We start from the raw sequence: 18,383 nt of genomic DNA on the forward strand, positions 1-18,383 counted from the left end.
GCCGAGCGTATCGGATGCCCGAACGCGCTGCGGAACCACCTACAACACCATCCTAGACGGTGCTACTACCGCGCGTCGTAGGGGTTGTCCTCCAGGCCGTCCTCGCGGCGCAGCAGCGGGATGAGCGTAACGACAATCGCGATGAGCATCGCACCCAGCATCACCGCCCCGGTGTAGCGCGGGTCGAAGAAGATGGTGCCGGCCGTACCGAACGCGACTATCCCCACCCACAGATAGATCACCAACACCACTCGGCGGTGGGAGTGGCCGATCTGCAGCAACCGGTGGTGCAGGTGCATCTTGTCGGGGCTGAACGGGCTGCGTCCGGCGCGGGTGCGGCGGATGATCGCCAGCAACATGTCCAGCGCCGGCACACACACCACGGCCGCCACCAGCAGGAACGGCGACAGCAGCGCGAAGACGTCGCGGGCGCCGTAGGCGCTCTGCGAGATCGGTCCCGCCGCGGTCGTGGACGCGGCGGCCAGCATCAGCCCGATCAGCATCGAACCGGAATCGCCCATGAAGATCTTGGCTGGATGGAAGTTGTGTGGCAGGAAGCCCAGACAGGCCCCCGCGAGCACCACCGAGATCAGCGCCGGCGGGTAGAACAGCACGTCGCCCCCGTGATCCTGCAGCAGGCCGACGGAGAACAGGCAGATCGCCAGTGCCGTGATCAGACCGAGTCCGGCCGCGAGCCCATCGAGCCCGTCGACGAAGTTCATCGCGTTGACCACCGACACCGTCAGCGCCAGGGTGAGCAGGATCGACGACACCTGATCGAGCACCACCGTGCCGACACCGCCGATCGGAATGTAGAGCACGCTCCAGGCGACGCCCATGGTGACCAGCACGCTGGCCGCGGTGATCTGGCCGGCGAACTTGGTCAACGCGTCCAGGCCCCATTTGTCGTCGAGCAGGCCGATGCCCATGATCACCCCGCCGGCGAGCACCACCGCCGGCATGCCGGTGGAGTAGACGAAGCCGCGGGTGAGCGCCGGCAGCTGGGATGCCAGGAAGATCGCGGCGACGATTCCGACATACATCGCCAGCCCGCCCATCCGCGGGGTCGGCTGCACATGGACGTCGCGTTCGCGCGGGTAGGCGACCGCACCGAGCCGAGTGGCCAGCCAGCGGACCGGCCCGGTGGTGAAGTAGGTGATGATCGCGGCGGTCAGCCCGACCAGCGCGAGCTCGCGCAACGGCACGCCGGCACCACGATCGGCAAGCGCGAGCAGGCTGCTCACGACGCCCCCGTCAGCGCGGCCGGGTCCAGCCCCAGCACCGCCCCGATCTGCTCGGCCGAGACCGGCCCGCCCCGGACGATGCGCGGCGCGGGTCCGGTCAGGTCGACGATCGTCGAGGCCTCCCCCTGTTCGGCCGGGCCCGCGTCAAGGTAGACGTCGACGGCCTCGCCGAGTTGGCGGCGCGCCTCGGCGGCGTCGACGGCCGGTGCGCCACCGGAGACGTTGGCGCTCGACACCGCCATCGGGCCCACGGCTTTGAGTACCTCGAGCGCCACCGGGTGCAGCGGCATGCGCACCATGACGGTGCCGTGGGCTTCACCGAGGTCCCACTGCAGTGACGGCGCCTGGGTGACGATGATGCTGATCGCCCCGGGCCAGAACGCCCGGATCAGCTCGCGGGCGGTATCGGGCACCACCAGGGCCAGCCCGTCGATGGAGTTCCATGATCCGACCAGCACGCCCACCGGCATCTCACGGCCACGTCCTTTGGCTGCCAGCAGCGCAGTCACCCCGGCGGCATTGAAGGCGTCGGCGCCGATGCCGTAGACGGTGTCGGTGGGCAGCACCGTCAGCCGGCCGCCGCGCACCGCGTCGATCGCCGCCGCGATGCCCGCGGCACGCTGCTCGACGTCGGTGCAGTCGAAAACCTCTGTCATAGTTGACCGTTCCTGACCGCCGTGACGAACCGGGGCCGGCCGGTCAGGTCCGATCTGGACACCACGTCGTCGAAAGATCCGGTGCCGCGCACGGTTTCGACTGTGGCCGCGGCGGTGGTGTCGTCGTGCTCGACGGCGAACAGGCCACCGGGGCGCAGCAGGCGTGCGGCCAGGGCCGCCAGCGGGGTGATCACCGACATGCCATCCGGCCCGCCGAACAGTGCATGAGCCGGATCGTACTGGGCCACTTCGGGATCCAGCTGTGCGCCGTCGGGAATGTAGGGCGGGTTGCTGACCAGCAGGTCGACCCGGCCGCCCAGCTCGGACAACAGACCGGGCGCGGTGACATCCGCTCGGATCAATTCCACCGATGTGTCCGCGCAATTGCGTCGCGCGTAGCCCAGCGCGATCTCGGAGTCATCTACGGCGAGCACCCGGGCGCCGGGAAGGCTGTGGGCCAATGCGACCGCCAGTGCGCCGGAACCGGTGCAGGCGTCGACGATCACCGGACTCGGGGGAAACCGTTGATCCACAACCTGTTTCAGAACCCATTCGAGCAGGGCCTCGGTCTCCGGCCGCGGGACGAACACCCCCGGACCGACGTGCAGCGTCACCGGTCCGAACGCCGCGGTCCCGATCAGATGCTGCAGCGGGATCCGGGATCGACGCGCGGCGACCAGTTCCCGGTAACGCCCGAAGAAGAGGTCACCGGGCGGCTCCAGCAGCGCCAGCCGGCCACGATCGGTACCGGCGGCGTGGGCGGCGAGTTCTTCGGCGTCGTATCGGGCCGAGTCGATTCCGGCGTCGGCGAAGACCGCTGTCGCGGAGTCGATCGCGTCCCGCAGCGCGCTCACGGCGTCTCCTGCAACCGGGATTCTCTGTCGGCGGCGGCCAGCGCGTCGAACAGCGCGTCGAGGTCTCCGTCGAGAACCTGATCGAGGTTGTGCGACTTGTAGCCGATGCGATGGTCGGTGATCCGGTTCTCCGGGAAGTTGTAGGTGCGGATGCGCTCGCTGCGGTCCACGGTGCGGATCTGGCTGGCACGATCGGCCGAGGCGTCGGCCTGCGCCTGCTCCTCGGCGAGTGCCTGCAGCCGGGCCGCCAGGACCTGCAGTGCCCTGGCCTTGTTCTGCAACTGGGACCGCTCGTTCTGGCAGGTGACCACGATCCCGGTCGGCAGATGGGTGATGCGCACCGCGGAGTCGGTGGTGTTGACGCCCTGGCCGCCCTTGCCCGAGGACCGGTAGACGTCGATACGCAGGTCCGACTCGTCGACCTGTACCTCGCCGACCTCGTCGGGTTCGGGGTAGACGAGCACGCCGGCGGCGGAGGTGTGGACCCGGCCCTGGGACTCGGTCACCGGCACCCGCTGCACGCGGTGCACCCCGCCCTCGAACTTCATCTTCGACCAGACGCCGTCGGCGCTGTCGCCCTTGCTGGCGATGGTGATCGTCGCGTCCTTGTAGCCGCCGAGGTCGGAGGTGGTCTCGTCGAGCACCGTCACCGACCAGCCGTGCCGTTCGGCGTAGCGGATGTACATCCGGGCCAGGTCGGCGGCGAACAGCGCCGATTCCTCGCCGCCCTCGCCGGATTTGACCTCGAGCACGATGTCGTCGGCATCGTGCGGGTCACGGGGCGCGAGCATGTCGGTGAGCGCGATGTCCAGTTCGGCGACGCGGGCCTCCAGCTCGGGCACCTCCGCGGCGAACGATGCGTCGTCGGCGGCCAGCTCACGGGCAGCCTCCAGGTCGCCGCGGGCCGACTCGAGCTTGCGGTGGGTGGCGACGATCGGCGCCAACTGGGCGAAGCGGCGCCCGGCGCGGCGGGCCTCGATCGGATTGTTGTGCAGTTCGGGGTCGGAGAGTTGAGTTTCCAGCGCCGCGTGTTCGGCCAGCAGGGCATCGATCGCCTGAATGCTGCGGGTCATCTCACCTCCATCCCCGAACGCAAGCCGACGCCCGGGCGACGTGCGGACACGTTCCGGGCGTCGGTGAGGACGCTACTTGTCGGTGGCTTCTGCCGCGTCGGCTGCGGAGCCGGCCTTGCGCTTGCCGTAGCGCTTCTCGAAGCGGGCGACCCGGCCGCCACTGTCGAGAATCTTCTGCTTGCCGGTGTAGAAGGGGTGGCACTGCGAGCAGACCTCGACCACGATGTGGCCACTCTCCTTGGTGCTGCGGGTGGTGAAGCTGTTGCCACAACCGCAGACCACGGTGGTCTCGCCGTAGGCGGGGTGAATGCCAGATTTCATGATGTCCTCTTCGATCGTGGGTCGCCGGGTCGCCCGCCCTTGAGGTGGACGTGAACCGGAACCTGAGGTGTTCGATTATGCCAGCTACGCTGTCGCCCCCCAAAACGTCGGGAGGGACGTGCGCATTCCTTCGGCGCCGGACCGGTCAGTCGTTGTCCATTCCCGGTGTGGTCTTGGAGACCTGGACCAGGAACTCGTAGTTGTTCTTGGTCTTGCGCAGCTGACTCATCAGCAGATCGATGGCCTGATGCGAGTCCAGGCCCGAGAGCAGCCGACGCAGCTTGTGCACGATGGCGAACTCGTCCGGCGAGAGCAGCAGCTCGTCCTTGCGGGTGCCGGACGGGTTGACGTCGACCGCCGGGAACACCCGGCGCTCAGCGATCTTGCGGTCCAGCTTGAGCTCGGCGTTGCCGGTGCCCTTGAACTCCTCGAAGATCACCGTGTCACCGGTGGAGCCGGTCTCGACCATCGCCGTGGCGATGATGGTCAGCGAGCCGCCGTCTTCGATGTTGCGGGCCGCGCCCAGGAACCGCTTGGGCGGGTACAGCGCGGTGGAGTCCACACCACCGGACAGGATGCGGCCCGACGCCGGCGAGGCGTTGTTGTAGGCACGCCCCAGCCGGGTGATCGAGTCCAGCAGCACCACGACGTCCTTGCCCTGCTCGACCAGGCGCTTGGCCCGCTCGATGGCCAGTTCGGCGGCCTGGGTGTGGTCTGACGGCGGCCGGTCGAAGGTGGAGGCGATGACCTCACCCTTGACCGAGCGCTGCATGTCGGTGACTTCCTCGGGCCGCTCGTCGACCAGCACCACCATCAGGTGGCATTCCGGGTTGTTGCGGGTGATCGCGTTGGCGATGTCCTGCATGATCGTGGTCTTACCGGCCTTGGGCGGCGACACGATCAGCGCGCGCTGGCCCTTGCCGATCGGCATGATCAGGTCGATGATCCGGGTGGTCAGCTTGTCGCCCGAGGTCTCCAGCCGCAGCCGCTGGTTGGGGTACAGCGGGGTCAGCTTGTTGAAGTCGGGACGGTTCTTGGCGTCTTCGACGGGCCCGCCGTTGACGGAGTCCAGCCGCACCAGCGGGTTGAACTTCTGCCGCGGATTCTTGTCGCCGCCTTCTCCCTCTCTGGGCACCCGCACCGCGCCGGTCACCGCGTCGCCGCGGCGCAGCCCGTTCTTGCGAACCATGTTCATCGACACGTAGACGTCGTTGGGACCGGCCAGGTAGCCGGAGGTGCGCACGAACGCGTAGTTGTCCAGCACGTCGAGGATCCCGGCCACCGGCTGGACGACGTCGTCCTCGCGCAGTTCGGCCTCTCCGCCCTCGCCGCCCCGTTCGCCGCGGCGGCGACGGTCCCGGAAGCGCCGGCCACGCCGGCCCCCGCGCCCATCGTCGTCGTCGGAGTTCTGCTGGCCGCCCTGTTGGCCCCGGTTCTGGTCCCCGCCTTGTTCGCTGCCCTTGCCCTGAGCCGATTCCTCGGACTTGGCGCCGTCGCGACGGCCACCGGACTGCTCGGTTTTCTCGTCGGGCTTGTCCTGCTTGTGGGCTTCGCCCTGCTTGCGGGGCTCACCCTTGGCCTGCTCTCCGCCGTCGGCGGCGGGTGCGCCGGTGTCGCGGCTGGCGCTGCGCCGTTCACGACGCGGCGGCGCCTCGGTGGCTTTGGCCTCGCCGCTTTCGCCGGCCTCGGCCCGGGTGGGCTCGGCGCCGTTGGCCGCGCCGTTGGCAGATGTCTCGGCGGGCGCGTCCTCGGCCTTCGGGGCCACGGCATTGCCGGCATTGCCGCCATTACCGCCATTACCGCCATTGCCGCCGTTGTCGCCGACCTCGCGGATCGCGGCGATCAGCTCGCTCTTGCGCATCCCGGAAGCGCCTTTGACGCCGACGCGGTTGGCCAGCGCCCGCAGCTCGGGCAGCACCATCGCCGACAACGAGGGGTCCGGCGTGGTCGTCGCGGCACCGTTGTCAGGTGCCGCAACAGGCGCCGACTCCGTGGTGGCCGGCGCCGAGGTGGCGTCCGCGGCAGACGCCGCGGTGGCATCGTCGCTGGCAGCGGGGGCCGCAGGAGCGCCCTGATCGAGGTTCTCGGGAGCGCTCTGGGGGGCCGACAGAGAATCCTGTCCAGTGCCGCCTTCAGCCGTGAAGAGGTCCGTTTCGGTCACGGATTTCCTTTCTTCCCTCGTCGGTTTTGTCACGCGAGGGGTTGGGTGCATTCAGCGGAGTCGCCGAGTGCGTGTCACCGTCGACTGTGTAACGGTGATACCCGTATCGACGGCATCGAATCGCAAGCCGTCAGCTACGGGAAGAATTTGGTGGCATCCCAGTGACATCGCAGTCTGATCCAGGTGCTGATGCCGCGAATGCGGGACGGCACCGAGAATAACCTGGTTTGGAGCCTGACGCAACAAAAGGCGCCGGCGTGCCTCAACCGGGCACCACCACACCGGTGTTCCATTTGACCGCGTCGCCGACTCGCATCTCGCTCACAGCGAACCCGCGCGCCGCCGGGTCCTCCAGCACCTCAGCGGGCAATTCGGCCGCGGTGCTCAGCGCGATCACCGCCGGACCGGCGCCGGAGAGCACAGCGGCGATCCCATGCCGGCGCAGCAGTTGCAGGAACTGCGCCGACTCGGGCTGCGCCGCGGCGCGCTGCGGCTGGTGCAGCACGTCCTCGGTCGCCGTCATCAGCAAATCGGGCCGCTCGGTCAGCGCCACCACCAGCAGCGCGGCGCGGCTGACGTTGAATCGGGCGTCGCGGTGGCTGACCCGCTCGGGCAGCAGCATGCGCGTCTCCGCGGTCGATGACCGCCGTTGCGGTATCGCCGGGAACAGATGGATGTCGGGGTGCAGTCGCAGCGCCGCCGCCGCATAGTCCACCTGCTCTGCCGCAGCCTCGCCGCTGCTCGCGGTCCACGAGACCACGGCACCGCCCAGCACCGCGGCGGCGGCGTTGTCGGGGTGGCCCTCGAATTCCGAAGCCAGCTGGATCAACTGGGATTCCGACAGCCCGGGCCGATCAAGTTGCGCGACAAGGCCGTTGACCGCGGCCAAGCCTCCGACCACCGCGGCCGCCGACGAGCCCAGCCCACGCTGGTGCGGGATGGCGTTGCGGCAGCGCACCACCATCCCGGGGACGTCGACACCGACTTCCCGCAGCCCGCGCTGGATGCCTTGGACCACAAGATGATCCGACGTCAGCGGAACCTGGCCGGCGCCCTCCCCCTCGACCTGCACCACCAGGCCGGCCTCGACCGTCTCGACGATGACCTCGTCGTAGAGGCCCAGTGCCAGGCCGAGGCTGTCGAAGCCGGGGCCCAGGTTGGCGCTCGACGCCGCCACCGCGACGCTGGCCGTCAACCCGCTCGGCAACAGTTGGACCACTAGGCCAGCCCCAATTCGGCGACCACCGTGGCCGCGTCGACGGGAACCGCGGTGACCTCGGGCAGGTCCCGCAGCGCGGTGTCGGGGTCCTTGAGTCCGTTTCCGGTGACCGTGCACACGATGGTCGAGCCGCGCGGCACCCAGCCGTCCTGCGCCGATTTGAGCAGCCCGGCGATGCTGGCCGCCGACGCCGGCTCGACGAAGACGCCCTCGGACTGCGCCACCAGGTGGTAGGCGGCCAGAATCTCATCATCCGTGGCAGCCAGGAATCGGCCACCGGAGTCCTGCTGCGCTTCGACGGCCTGCGACCACGAGGCCGGCGAGCCGATGCGGATCGCGGTGGCGATGGTCTCCGGGTTCTTGACCGGCTCCCCGAGCACCAGCGGCGCCGCACCGGCGGCCTGGGTCCCCAGCATCTTCGGCAGCTTCTCGGTCAGGCCGTCGGCGTGGTACTCGCGGTAGCCCTTCCAGTACGCGGTGATGTTGCCGGCATTGCCGACCGGCAGCGAGTGGATGTCAGGTGCGGTGCCCAGCACATCGACGATCTCGAAAGCCGCCGTCTTCTGGCCCTCAATGCGCACCGGGTTGACCGAGTTCACCAGGGAGATGGCCGGGAAGTCGGTGGCCATCTTGCGGGCCAGCTCCAGGCAGTCGTCGAAGTTGCCGTCGATCTGGATGATCTTGGCGCCGTGCATGACCGCCTGCGCCAGTTTGCCCATCGCGATCTTGCCCTGCGGGATCAGCACCGCGCAGGTGATGCCGGCCCGAGCCGCGTAGGCCGCCGCCGAGGCCGAGGTGTTCCCGGTCGAGGCGCACAGCACCACCTGCTGGCCGCGGGCGACCGCGTCGGTGACCGCCATCGTCATCCCGCGGTCCTTGAAGGAACCGGTCGGGTTGAGCCCCTCCACTTTCAGGTGCACTGTGCACCCGATCTGTTCGGAGATCCGCTTGGCATGGATCAGCGGGGTGCCGCCCTCGTGCAGGGTGATCGGCGTCCAGTCATCCCCGACCGGAAGCCGATCGCGGTAGGCGCCGATCAGGCCCGGCCAATTTTGATGGGTAGGCCGGGTACTCGGTGTCCGGGTGGAGCTCACTGGTCTGTTCCTTCCAGTCGTAGCACGCTGGCGACCTGCTGGACCGCATCCAGTTCGGCCAGCGCCGCAACGGTTTCCGACAGCGCCGATTCGGCCGCCCGGTGGGTGACCACCACGATCCGGGCGCCGATCAGTTGGCCCTCGTCGTCGGACACGCCTTCCTGGCGCACCTCGGCGATACTCACCGCGTGGGCGGCGAATTCGGCTGCCACCGTGGACAACACACCCGGTTTGTCGGCGACGTCCATGCTCACGTAGTAGCGGGTCTGGACATCGCCGATCGGCGCGATGGCCAGTTGGGCGTATTTGGACTCGCGCGGCCCGCGACCGCCCTGCACCCGGTTACGGGCGGCCATCACCAGATCGCCCATGACGGCCGAGGCGGTCGGCGCACCGCCGGCGCCCTGCCCGTAGAACATCAGCCGGCCGGCCGCCTCCGCCTCGACCACCACGGCGTTGAAAGCGCCGTTGACGGTGGCCAGCGGGTGCTCGAGCGGCACCAGCGCCGGGTAGACGCGAGCCGAAACCCGCTGTTGGCCGTCACGTGTGATGATGCGTTCGCAGATCGCCAACAGTTTGATCGTGCAGCCCAGTGCGCGTGCCGCGGTGAAGTCCTCGGGGGTGATATTGGAAATGCCCTCGCGGTAGACGTCGTCGGCGGTCACCCGGGTGTGAAAGGCGATCGATGCCAGGATCGCGGCCTTGGCGGCGGCGTCGTAGCCCTCCACGTCGGCGGTGGGGTCGGCCTCGGCATAGCCCAGCGCGCTCGCGTCGGCCAGGGCGCTGGCGTAGTCGGCGCCGGTGGAGTCCATCTCGGACAGGATGTAATTGGTGGTGCCGTTGACGATGCCGGCCACCCGCAGCACGGTGTCACCGGCCAGCGACTGGGTCAGCGGCCGGATCACCGGGATCGCGCCGGCGACACTGGCCTCGAAATACATGTCCACGCGCGCGGTCTCGGCGGCCTCGGCCAGCGCCCCGGTGGACCGGGACAGCAGGGCCTTGTTGGCGGTGACGACCGATTTGCCGTGCGTGATCGCCCCCAGGATCGCTTTGCGGGCGGGCTCGATCGGGCCCATCAACTCCACGACGATGTCGACGTCGCTGCGCGATACCAGGTTGTCGACGTCGTCGGTGAGCAACTCGACCGGCACGCCGCGGTCAGCCGCCACCCGGCGCACGCCGACGCCGCGCAGCACCAGCGGAGCGCCGATCCGGGCGGCCAGGTCGTCAGCGCTGGCCTCGATGATGCGGACGACCTCGCTGCCGACGTTGCCCAACCCGAGGACGGCGACGCCCACCGGACTCACGGAATCGGACACGCTTACCTCACCTCCAGGCTGATCAGGTCATCGACGGTTTCCCGGCGCAGCATAAGGCGAGCCTTCCCGTCGCGCACCGCCACCACCGCCGGACGGGTGAGCAGGTTGTAGCGGCTCGACATCGAGTAGCAGTAGGCGCCGGTGGCGGCCACGGCGACCAGATCGCCGGGAGCCAGGTCCTCGGGCACCCAGGTGTCGCGGACGATGATGTCGCCGGTCTCGCAGTGCTTGCCGACGATGCGCGCCGGCAGCGGGCCGGCATCTCCGGTCCGCGACACCAGCCGGACGTCATAGCGTGCGTCATAGAGCGCGGGGCGGATGTTGTCGCTCATGCCGCCGTCGACGCTGACATAGCGACGCAGGGCGGTGGCGCTGATGTCGACGTCTTTGACGGTGCCGACCTCATAGAGCGTGACGGTGCCCGGCCCGGCGATGGCACGGCCGGGTTCGACGACCAAAGTCGGTGTGGGCAGACCGACGGCGGCGGACTCCTCACGCACGATCGCGGTGAGTTTCGCGGCGAGGTCGGCCATCGGCGGCGGGTCGTCCTGCGGCTGATAGCAAATGCCCAGTCCTCCGCCCAGGTCGACGACGGACAACTGCGCGGTCTTGTCGACACCGAACTCGGCGACGACGTCGCGCAGCAGTCCGATGACCCGGTGGGCGGCCAATTCGAAGCCGGCCACATCGAAGATCTGCGAACCGATGTGGCTGTGCAGGCCGATCAGCCGCAGATGGTCGGCGGAGAACACCCGCCGCACGGCGTCCATCGCCGCCCCGCTGGCCAGTGACAGACCGAACTTCTGGTCTTCGTGGGCGGTCGAGATGAATTCGTGGGTGTGGGCCTCCACGCCGACGGTGACCCGGACCAGCACGTCCTGGGTGACGCCGGCCTCAGCAGCGACCGCCTCGAGCCGGTCGATCTCGATCATCGAGTCGAGCACGATGTAACCGACCCCGGCCTTGACCGCAGCCTCGAGTTCTGCGACCGATTTGTTGTTGCCGTGCACCGTGATCCGCTCCGCCGGGAAGCCGGCGTGCAACGCGACCGCCAGCTCTCCCCCGGTGGCGACGTCCAGGCCCAGGCCCTCCTGGTCGATCCAGCGGGCTATCTCACTGCACAGGAAGGCCTTGGCGGCGTAGTGCACGTTGTCGCCCCCGCCGAACGCCTCGGCGATCTCGCGGCAACGGCTGCGGAAGTCGTCCTCGTCGATGACGAACAGCGGGGTGCCGTACTGCTGCGCCAGGTCGGTGAGGGTCACTCCGGCGATCCGCACCACGCCGTCGTCGCCGCGAACGGCGTTGCGCGGCCACACATTCGGCGCCAACTCCAGCAGCTGCTGCGCGGTTTGCGGCCGCGGCGGCAGACCGTCGTGGTGAATCTCCTCGGCGTGGCGCGGCCCGGCGGGGTGGACGTTCACATCCGCTCCGGTGCGCTCACACCCAGGATGCCCAGGCCGTTGGCGACCACCTGGCGGGTGGCCTGGCACAGCGCCAGCCGCGCGGTGTGCAGATCACCGGGCTGCTCGTCGCCCTGCGGCAATACCCGGCAGCTGTCGTAGAACCGGTGGTAGTCACCGGCGAGGTCTTCCAGATACCGGCACACCCGGTGCGGTTCACGCAGCGCGGCAGCGGTTTTCAGCACCCGGGGGAACTCCCCCAGGCTGCGGATCAGCGCGCCCTCTTTGTCGTGGGTGAGCAACCCGAGATTGGCCGTGTCGGGGCCCATGCCGAGTTCGGCGGCATTGCGGGCCAACGCGCAGAGCCGCGCGTGCGCGTATTGCACGTAGTAGACCGGGTTTTCGTTGCTCGCCGAGGACCACAGCGCCAGGTCGATGTCGATCGGAGTATCCACCGAGGAGCGGATCAGGCTGTAGCGGGCGGCGTCCACGCCGATGGCCTCGACCAGGTCGTCGAGGGTGATCACGGTGCCGGCCCGCTTGCTCATCTTGACCGGTTGGCCGTCGCGCACCAGGTTGACCATCTGGCCGATCAGCACCTCGACGGTGGCCGGGTCGTCGCCGAAGGCCGCCGCGGCGGCCTTGAGCCGGGCGATGTAGCCGTGGTGGTCGGCGCCGAGCATGTAGATGCACAGGTTGAAGCCGCGCTCGCGCTTGTCCAGGTAGTAGGCCAGGTCGCCGGCGATGTAGGCGGGTTTGCCGTCGCTTTTGATCACGACGCGGTCCTTGTCATCGCCGTAGGCGCTGGTGCGCAGCCAGGTGGCGCCGTCTTTCTCATAGATGTTGCCGTTGGCCCGCAACCGCTCGATGGCCTGTTCGACGCGGCCGGAGGTGTGCATCGAGTCTTCGTGGGTGTAGACGTCGAAGTCGGTGCCGAACTCGTGCAGCGACTCTTTGATGTGGGTGAACATCAGGTCCACGCCGATGGAGCGGAACGTCTCCTGCGCGTCGGGACTGTTCAGCGCGTCGGGCATCTTGGCCTGGATTTGTGCCGCGATATCGGCGATGTAGGCGCCGGCGTAGCCGTCCTCGGGGGCCGGTTCGCCCTTGGCGGCGGCGATCAGCGAGTTGGCGAACCGGTCGATCTGGGCGCCGTGGTCGTTGAAGTAGTACTCGCGGGTCACCGCCGCACCCTGGGTGGACAGCAACCGGCCCAGCGCATCACCGACCGCCGCCCATCGGGTACCGCCGATGTGGATGGGGCCGGTGGGGTTGGCCGAGACGAACTCCAGGTTGACGTTGAGCCCGTCGAACTCGGTCGAGTGGCCGTAGCCGGGGCCGGCGTCCACGATGTTGGCCACGATGGTGCCCTGCGCCGAGGCGTCCAGGCGGATGTTGACGAAGCCGGGACCGGCAGTTTCGGCCGAGGCGATACCGTCGGCGTCGGCCAGCGCGGCGGCCAGCCAACCGGCCAGCTCACGGGGGTTGACGCCGACCTTCTTGCCCAGCTGCAGGGCCAGGTTGGTGGCGTAATCGCCGTGCTCGGGGTTGCGCGGCCGCTCGACGGTGACCGCCGCGGGCAGCGCGGCGGGGTCCAGGTCGTGCTCGGCCAGCACCGCGGCGGCGGTGGTCTTGAGCAATTCGGCCAGATCGGCGGGGGTCACGAGGCTCCATCCTATGGTCTGACGTGGTCAGGACCCGAATCCGTCCGGTTCTTGGGCATCGACTTTCATGCGCTAGTCTGTCAAAGCCCACATGGCGCCGTAGTACGTGCGCCCCCGTAGCTCAGGGGATAGAGCGTCTGCCTCCGGAGCAGAAGGCCGCAGGTTCGAATCCTGCCGGGGGCACCACAGTTATCACAGGTCAGGGGCTATTTTAGGCCGGGGTGGCTGCTCGTTGTGCCCCAAGGGTGCCCTAACGTCGTCGCTGCTGACGTTGCTGGCTAGCCACGCCCGACACACCTTTTGAGCATCCCCCGGCCGTCCGCTCCACCCTGGCAGGCTCGGCATGTGGAGTACCAGCACGAGCTGTACGCAGAGCGTTTGCGGCGCGAAGCGCAAGCCGCAGCGCTCGCGACCGGCGCTACGCAATGGACCGAGGAGCTCGACACCGCCGTTCGCGTCAAACTATTCGCTGCATGGCAGGACGCGATTGTTTCCCTCAATCAAGACGAGAGAGACGAGATCCACTCATGGATCAAGCGCCGAACGCTAAGGTCCCTTGCTGACGATCCGTCACCGCAGCACATGCGTCCGGGAACCGTGTGTCCGAACGATCACCTGCTCTCGCTGATTGAGGCTGAGCACGAGATTCTGCAAAAGTTCGCGGAGATCCTTAAAGACACAGGAGCTGTTCCGTATCCGGAGCACCGGCTTGCTCCGGCGCTCGATGCGCCAGAGAGATTCAGAGCCGATGTTAATCGGATATTCGAGGCGCATGTCGTCGCATTCCATCTGCATCAAAACAGTCGCCTCATCGAAATCGATTCGCAGGAAATGCACAACGCAGTGGTCGAGCCAACGTTGTATCTCCTGCATAGCCAGCCGCGATTCGCGGGTGCAGAGACCGCATATCAAAAGGCGCTGAAAGAGCTACGCAACCGCGATGCTGGTGATGCGATCACCGACGCGGCGACGGCTTTGCAGGACGTGCTGCTGGCGCTCGGTTGCACAGGCAATGCGCTTGGCCCGCTGCTGAAGTCGGCGCGCAGCAAGGGCCTGCTGAAGGGCAGCGACACTCCGCTTACGGAGGCCATCGCCAAAACAGTCGACTGGGTATCGGCCACGCGGGGTGAGGGGGAGGCGCACACGGGTAACCCCGACATCAATATGAGCGACGCCTGGATGATGGTGCACGTTGTCGGCGCGCTCGCCATCCGATTGAGCGAAACCGATCAGCTAGCAGAGGAATGAGTTCACATGGGCACCGTGCTGCTGTGGGTAGCTCTGGTCGGCTTCGGAGCCCTAATCAGCTATTGGCTCAAGCGGTTTCGTGCGAACAGACAAGGTGCAGCGCGGAGTACTGAAGCACTCCCGACACCATCCAAACCCCGCCGAATTCCACTTGTCGCGCTCGTGAGCATCGGTACGTTCATCGTAACTGCTCTAGGTGTCGCCCTCTTCGTCTGGCTGGCTTGGCTTCTCAGTGACCAGCCAGCACCGTGGCGCGACCCTAACGGCTGGCGGGCCTTCTTCTCTCACGTCGACGGCACAGAGATATTCGACGCAGCGCGAACCACCGCCACAATCCTGGCAATCATTGGCATCGGGGGTGCCGCATTGGTCGCATACCGCCGTCAAGACACAGCAGAGCGCGCCCACGAGGTATCGATCGAAGCTCAGCAGACAGCTGCACGGCAGTTCATGCTCGACTCTGACAAGTACGACCTCGATCTCAAACGTCACCAGCTCGAAACGTCCCGAAGGATTGACGATCGCGAGCGGGAACTACGGGACCGATTCACCACCATCGCCGAGCAACTAGGGTCAAGCAGCCATGCAGTCCGTCACGCCGGGGCATACGCCCTCGCGGCGCTCGCGGACGACTGGCATATGTTCGATAACGACAGAGAACGCCAAGTGTGCATTGACCTCCTGTGCGCGCAGCTGCGGAGCCCACGCCAGCAGATCGAGATTTCCGATGGCGGTATGCTGAAAACAGGTGACTCGCCGCAAGACCTGGAAGTACGGAAAACCATTGTCGCACTGATTCGCTCGCACCGTCCCGTCACCAACACCGACGACTTCAACAATTGGAAGTCGTGCAAACTGGATCTCTCTGGCGCGGATCTATCGGGATTCAACCTCGAAGATATCGACCTGAGCGCAGCCAACCTGGAAACCGTGAACCTCACACATGCACTCCTCGTCAACACCGACCTGTCCGACGCGAATATGAGGCGAACTACGTTGACGGGAGCTGAATTCACGGGCTCGAAGTTACCGCGAGTACAACTGTACTACGCCCACGCAGAAGACGCGATTGGCGACAAACGGCAACCCCCAGTTGAGTTTGGCAACTGTGAGATGCAGAACGCTTTGATCGTGGGTACGTCCCTACCTCGTGCCCAGTTCGCCGAATCCGACCTCACCGGCGCGTCGTTTGGAAGTTCGAAAATGGTGGGAGCCAATTTTAGAAAGGCGACGTTGCGGAAGGCCACATTGTGGATACATCTTGAAGACGTAACTTTTCGCGATGCTGACCTCCGCGGCACAAGGTTCTCTGGCGGAAATCGCCCTAGGTCTGCGCAGGCCGAATTCATTCGAGTCAACTTCCAAGGTGCTGTTCACGATGAAACCACGAAGTGGCCAAATGGTGAAGTGCCAGACGGATTACAAGAACCAGATGTCCCCGGCTGATCCATATAATCACCTGCGCCCCAATACTTTACGCGCTTACTGCGATCGTGGCGATGGCGGTATACCGCTGTGTTGCCAACCGGGGGAAGTCACCCGAACGGTTACCTGGGATTTGGGTAACCCGCCGGCCACGCAGACAGGAAACGTGCCAGCATTCAATCCCGGAAGGGAGGATCGGGTGGACGGTTTCGGCAGTTCAGGCGGCATTCAGTTCCCCATCAACGACCGCAGCACTGGATCGGCCAGGATGCCATGAGAAGGCTTACGTACATCCAAGGAGTGGGAGCGGCAGCCGTACTGGTCGCGTCTCTGAACATTGTGGCATGTACGCCGCACACCCGTGACGCTCAAGGTAGGGAGGCAGCGGTGGGGACCATCGCAACCAAGCACTCACCCAATCCGATACGCCATGATCTGGAGCCGTTGACAAAGCGGTTCCCTGCATTGGGATCACCGGTTGCGGTGTCATGGGTGAGCGGGGACATGGGAGACCAACGAGTTCCTGGGCCGTCAACTTACTGGCTCGACTCCATCGTGGAACTGAAATCTACGACTGTTGCCGATTTGAAGGCGCGCTACCACCCTGCCCCAACAACGGTGCCGCCCGACGTATGGGAAACGCTGGCCGGTGCACTACCCGCTGGCGGCTACCTCACCAGTAGCGCACTGGACGAAGCGTTTTCGTCCACAAAGATCAGATCGAAGGCATTTCTCGCGGAACAAGCGCCGGTCCTGGTGATCAGCGCCCTCGGGCAGTAGCTGCGCTAGGGCGAATGTTGGCCATCGCCGCGCCCCCTCGGCGCCGCAGTGACCGGCGCGGGCCGCGCCCGCGCGGAATTGCCCGCCTTCCCCGACATCAGCGAGGACACACCGGTCACCCCGTTCTGACCGGCGTGCGCATTTGCGCCTTCGTGGTGCCTGCCCGTTCAGCCGTTGATCGCCCGGCGCAACCCCATTTCAAAGCCACCATTTCAAGCCGCGCACCAGCGACGCAGCAACGATTCGAAAGTTGACCGACTGATTCCGCCCTTCGCGGATAGCAGAATCACCTCCGGTAAGCGTTCGTCGCCCCTAGGGTCGTTCCCGTGACGATTCGACTTGGCTTCCAGATCCCCAACTTCTCCTACGGCACCGACATTTCAAAGCTGTTCCCCACCGTTATCGCCCAAGCCCAAGAGGCCGAAGCCGCCGGCTTCGACGCGGTCTTCCTGATGGACCACTTCTATCAACTGCCCGTACTGGGCTCCCCCGACCAGCCGATGCTCGAGGCGTACACAGCCCTGGGGGCATTAGCGACCGCGACCGAGCACGTCCAGCTGGGCACGCTGGTCACCGGCAACACCTACCGCAACCCGGCCCTGCTGGCCAAGATCATCACCACGCTGGACGTGGTCAGTTCCGGCCGGGCGATCCTGGGTATCGGCACCGGGTGGTTCGAGCTCGAACACGACCAGTTGGGTTTCGAGTTCGGTACCTTCACCGACCGGTTCAACCGGCTCGACGAGGCGCTGCAGATCATCCTGCCGATGCTCGAAGGTGAGCGGCCGACGGTCGAGGGCAAGTGGTATCGCACCCGCGAGGCGATGGCCGAACCCCGCTTCCGCGACCATATTCCGCTACTGATCGGCGGCAGCGGCGAGAAGAAGACGATCCCGCTGGCGGCACGCCACTTCGATCACCTCAACCTCATCACCGGATTCGACGAGCTGCCCGCGAAGGTGGACGCCGTCCGCCGCAGCTGTGAGGAGATCGGCCGCGACCCGGCCACTCTGGAGACCACCATGCTGCTCACGGCGCTGGCCGGCCCGAACGTCAGCGCCGCCCAAATCCCCGCCGAGATGAGTCAGCGGATGGTGGCCGGCAGTCCGGAATCGCTCGCCGAGCAGATCAAGACCAAGGTCCTTGATGCCGGCGTGGGCGGGGTGACCATGCACATCCCCGGCTACACCCCGGGCGTGATCGCCGAGGTGGGTGCGGCGTTGCGCGCGGTGCTCGACGCCTGATCCCACCGGGTTCGGCCCGGTCAGGTCACGACGACAAGCGGTGAATGGCCGCGAAGATCCGCTGTGAGCGCGCAGTCATGTCGGCAGCGCTCTCGCCGGGGTTCTGCCGCCACCAGGCGACCAGCGCCGAGACCACGTTCTCCCAGACCAACGTGATTGCCGACAGGTCCTGCGGGTCGGTGACCCCGAGGCCGGCCAGGGCCGATGCCACGCCCTCGGCAGCCTGCTGGCGCAAAGCACGTCGTTGTTCACGGGCCGCATCGCGAGCGGGCCCGGCAGGCACGGTCCGGTCGTAAAGCACCGGCCAGTCGCTGGGCCGGCGAGCCAAGCACTGGAAAATCGCGGCCAACACCCGTGTTTCGCTCGCCACACTCACGGGCGTCTCGGATCGCTCCCCCGACTCGACGGTGCCGGACGCTGTCATGGCGCCGCCGATCGCGTCGGTCAGCGACCTGCCCGCGCGGCGCACGCACGCTATGTACACACCCTCTTTGGATCCGAAATAGCTGAGCACCAGGGTTTTCGAGACGTTGACACGCGCCGCGATCGATCCGACCACTGCGCCGGCATACCCCCGTCGTTCGAATTCCTCACCGGCAGCGTCCAATATCGCCGTCTCCCGCACCTCGCGCGGAACGCCCTTGGTTCCACTACGGTGATTCGCCACCCCGGCAACCC

Annotated in this window: 16 protein-coding genes and 1 tRNA gene; 5 read left to right on the forward strand and 12 right to left on the reverse strand. The window is 66.9% G+C overall.

Translation table 11 applies throughout. The features are described from left to right. Positions 1–65 precede the first annotated feature (65 nt). The 11 genes from G6N23_RS14065 to argS form a co-directional block, all read right to left on the reverse strand. Complete coding sequence (locus G6N23_RS14065; RefSeq protein WP_085261886.1) at positions 66–1,244, reverse strand: glycosyltransferase family 4 protein; 1,179 nt, start codon at positions 1,242–1,244, stop codon at positions 66–68. Next, complete coding sequence (locus G6N23_RS14070) at positions 1,241–1,900, reverse strand: L-threonylcarbamoyladenylate synthase (RefSeq protein ID WP_085261887.1); 660 nt, start codon at positions 1,898–1,900, stop codon at positions 1,241–1,243. Before G6N23_RS14070 ends, G6N23_RS14065 begins: the two co-directional genes overlap by 4 nt. Continuing rightward, positions 1,897–2,754 (reverse strand): peptide chain release factor N(5)-glutamine methyltransferase, encoded by an 858-nt coding sequence (gene prmC / locus G6N23_RS14075; RefSeq protein WP_085261888.1) that lies wholly within the window; start codon positions 2,752–2,754, stop codon positions 1,897–1,899. The genes G6N23_RS14070 and prmC overlap by 4 nt, the downstream gene beginning before the upstream one ends. Then, positions 2,751–3,827, reverse strand: coding sequence for a peptide chain release factor 1 (prfA, locus tag G6N23_RS14080; protein WP_085261889.1), 1,077 nt, complete (start codon positions 3,825–3,827; stop codon positions 2,751–2,753). The genes prmC and prfA overlap by 4 nt, the downstream gene beginning before the upstream one ends. Before the next feature lie 72 nt (positions 3,828–3,899). Beyond that, complete coding sequence (rpmE, locus tag G6N23_RS14085; protein WP_085261890.1) at positions 3,900–4,148, reverse strand: 50S ribosomal protein L31; 249 nt, start codon at positions 4,146–4,148, stop codon at positions 3,900–3,902. A gap of 145 nt (positions 4,149–4,293) precedes the next feature. Next, positions 4,294–6,309: a transcription termination factor Rho gene (gene rho / locus G6N23_RS14090; RefSeq protein ID WP_085261891.1), complete on the reverse strand. Its 2,016-nt coding sequence runs from the start codon at positions 6,307–6,309 to the stop codon at positions 4,294–4,296. 262 nt (positions 6,310–6,571) lie between these two features. Continuing rightward, entirely contained in the window at positions 6,572–7,528 is a 957-nt protein-coding gene (thrB, locus tag G6N23_RS14095; protein ID WP_085261892.1) for a homoserine kinase, read from the reverse strand. Continuing rightward, positions 7,528–8,622: a threonine synthase gene (gene thrC, locus G6N23_RS14100; RefSeq protein WP_085261893.1), complete on the reverse strand. Its 1,095-nt coding sequence runs from the start codon at positions 8,620–8,622 to the stop codon at positions 7,528–7,530. The genes thrB and thrC overlap by 1 nt, the downstream gene beginning before the upstream one ends. Continuing rightward, the gene (locus G6N23_RS14105; RefSeq protein WP_085261894.1) at positions 8,619–9,944 is read right to left on the reverse strand and encodes a homoserine dehydrogenase; all 1,326 of its coding nucleotides are present in this window, start codon (positions 9,942–9,944) and stop codon (positions 8,619–8,621) included. Before G6N23_RS14105 ends, thrC begins: the two co-directional genes overlap by 4 nt. 2 nt (positions 9,945–9,946) lie before the next feature. After that, on the reverse strand, positions 9,947–11,365 hold the full coding sequence (gene lysA / locus G6N23_RS14110) for a diaminopimelate decarboxylase (protein WP_085261895.1): 1,419 nt from the start codon (positions 11,363–11,365) through the stop codon (positions 9,947–9,949). Next, positions 11,362–13,008, reverse strand: a complete 1,647-nt coding sequence (gene argS / locus G6N23_RS14115) for an arginine--tRNA ligase (RefSeq protein ID WP_085261896.1) — start codon at positions 13,006–13,008, stop codon at positions 11,362–11,364. Before argS ends, lysA begins: the two co-directional genes overlap by 4 nt. A gap of 110 nt (positions 13,009–13,118) precedes the next feature. On the opposite strand from argS, the gene G6N23_RS14120 reads away from it, so the two are divergent. The 5 genes from G6N23_RS14120 to G6N23_RS14140 all read left to right on the forward strand — a co-directional run bounded on the left by G6N23_RS14120 (position 13,119) and on the right by G6N23_RS14140 (position 17,705). Next, positions 13,119–13,194, forward strand: a tRNA-Arg gene (locus G6N23_RS14120). Between the two features lie 159 nt (positions 13,195–13,353). Continuing rightward, positions 13,354–14,256: a hypothetical protein gene (locus G6N23_RS14125; RefSeq protein ID WP_085261897.1), complete on the forward strand. Its 903-nt coding sequence runs from the start codon at positions 13,354–13,356 to the stop codon at positions 14,254–14,256. A 6-nt stretch (positions 14,257–14,262) separates the two neighbouring features. Further along, the gene (locus G6N23_RS14130) at positions 14,263–15,702 is read left to right on the forward strand and encodes a pentapeptide repeat-containing protein (RefSeq protein WP_085261898.1); all 1,440 of its coding nucleotides are present in this window, start codon (positions 14,263–14,265) and stop codon (positions 15,700–15,702) included. A 366-nt stretch (positions 15,703–16,068) separates the two neighbouring features. Then, on the forward strand, positions 16,069–16,461 hold the full coding sequence (locus G6N23_RS14135) for a hypothetical protein (RefSeq protein WP_133055496.1): 393 nt from the start codon (positions 16,069–16,071) through the stop codon (positions 16,459–16,461). A gap of 326 nt (positions 16,462–16,787) precedes the next feature. Next, positions 16,788–17,705 (forward strand): LLM class F420-dependent oxidoreductase, encoded by a 918-nt coding sequence (locus G6N23_RS14140; protein WP_085261899.1) that lies wholly within the window; start codon positions 16,788–16,790, stop codon positions 17,703–17,705. Positions 17,706–17,730: 25 nt separating this feature from the next. Here the strand turns inward: G6N23_RS14140 and G6N23_RS14145 are convergent, their stop codons facing one another. Continuing rightward, the gene (locus tag G6N23_RS14145) at positions 17,731–18,372 is read right to left on the reverse strand and encodes a TetR/AcrR family transcriptional regulator (protein WP_085261900.1); all 642 of its coding nucleotides are present in this window, start codon (positions 18,370–18,372) and stop codon (positions 17,731–17,733) included. Positions 18,373–18,383 lie beyond the last annotated feature (11 nt).

Source organism: Mycolicibacter terrae (assembly GCF_010727125.1).
GTDB classification, from domain to species: Bacteria; Actinomycetota; Actinomycetes; order Mycobacteriales; family Mycobacteriaceae; genus Mycobacterium; species Mycobacterium terrae.

Coding starts and splice junctions, on each gene's coding strand:
- G6N23_RS14070 (WP_085261887.1), bottom strand. CDS start 1,900: ATGACAGAGGTTTTCGACTGCACCGACGTCGAGCAGCGTGCCGCGGGC.
- prfA (WP_085261889.1), bottom strand. CDS start 3,827: ATGACCCGCAGCATTCAGGCGATCGATGCCCTGCTGGCCGAACACGCG.
- rpmE (WP_085261890.1), bottom strand. CDS start 4,148: ATGAAATCTGGCATTCACCCCGCCTACGGCGAGACCACCGTGGTCTGC.
- G6N23_RS14130 (WP_085261898.1), top strand. CDS start 14,263: ATGGGCACCGTGCTGCTGTGGGTAGCTCTGGTCGGCTTCGGAGCCCTA.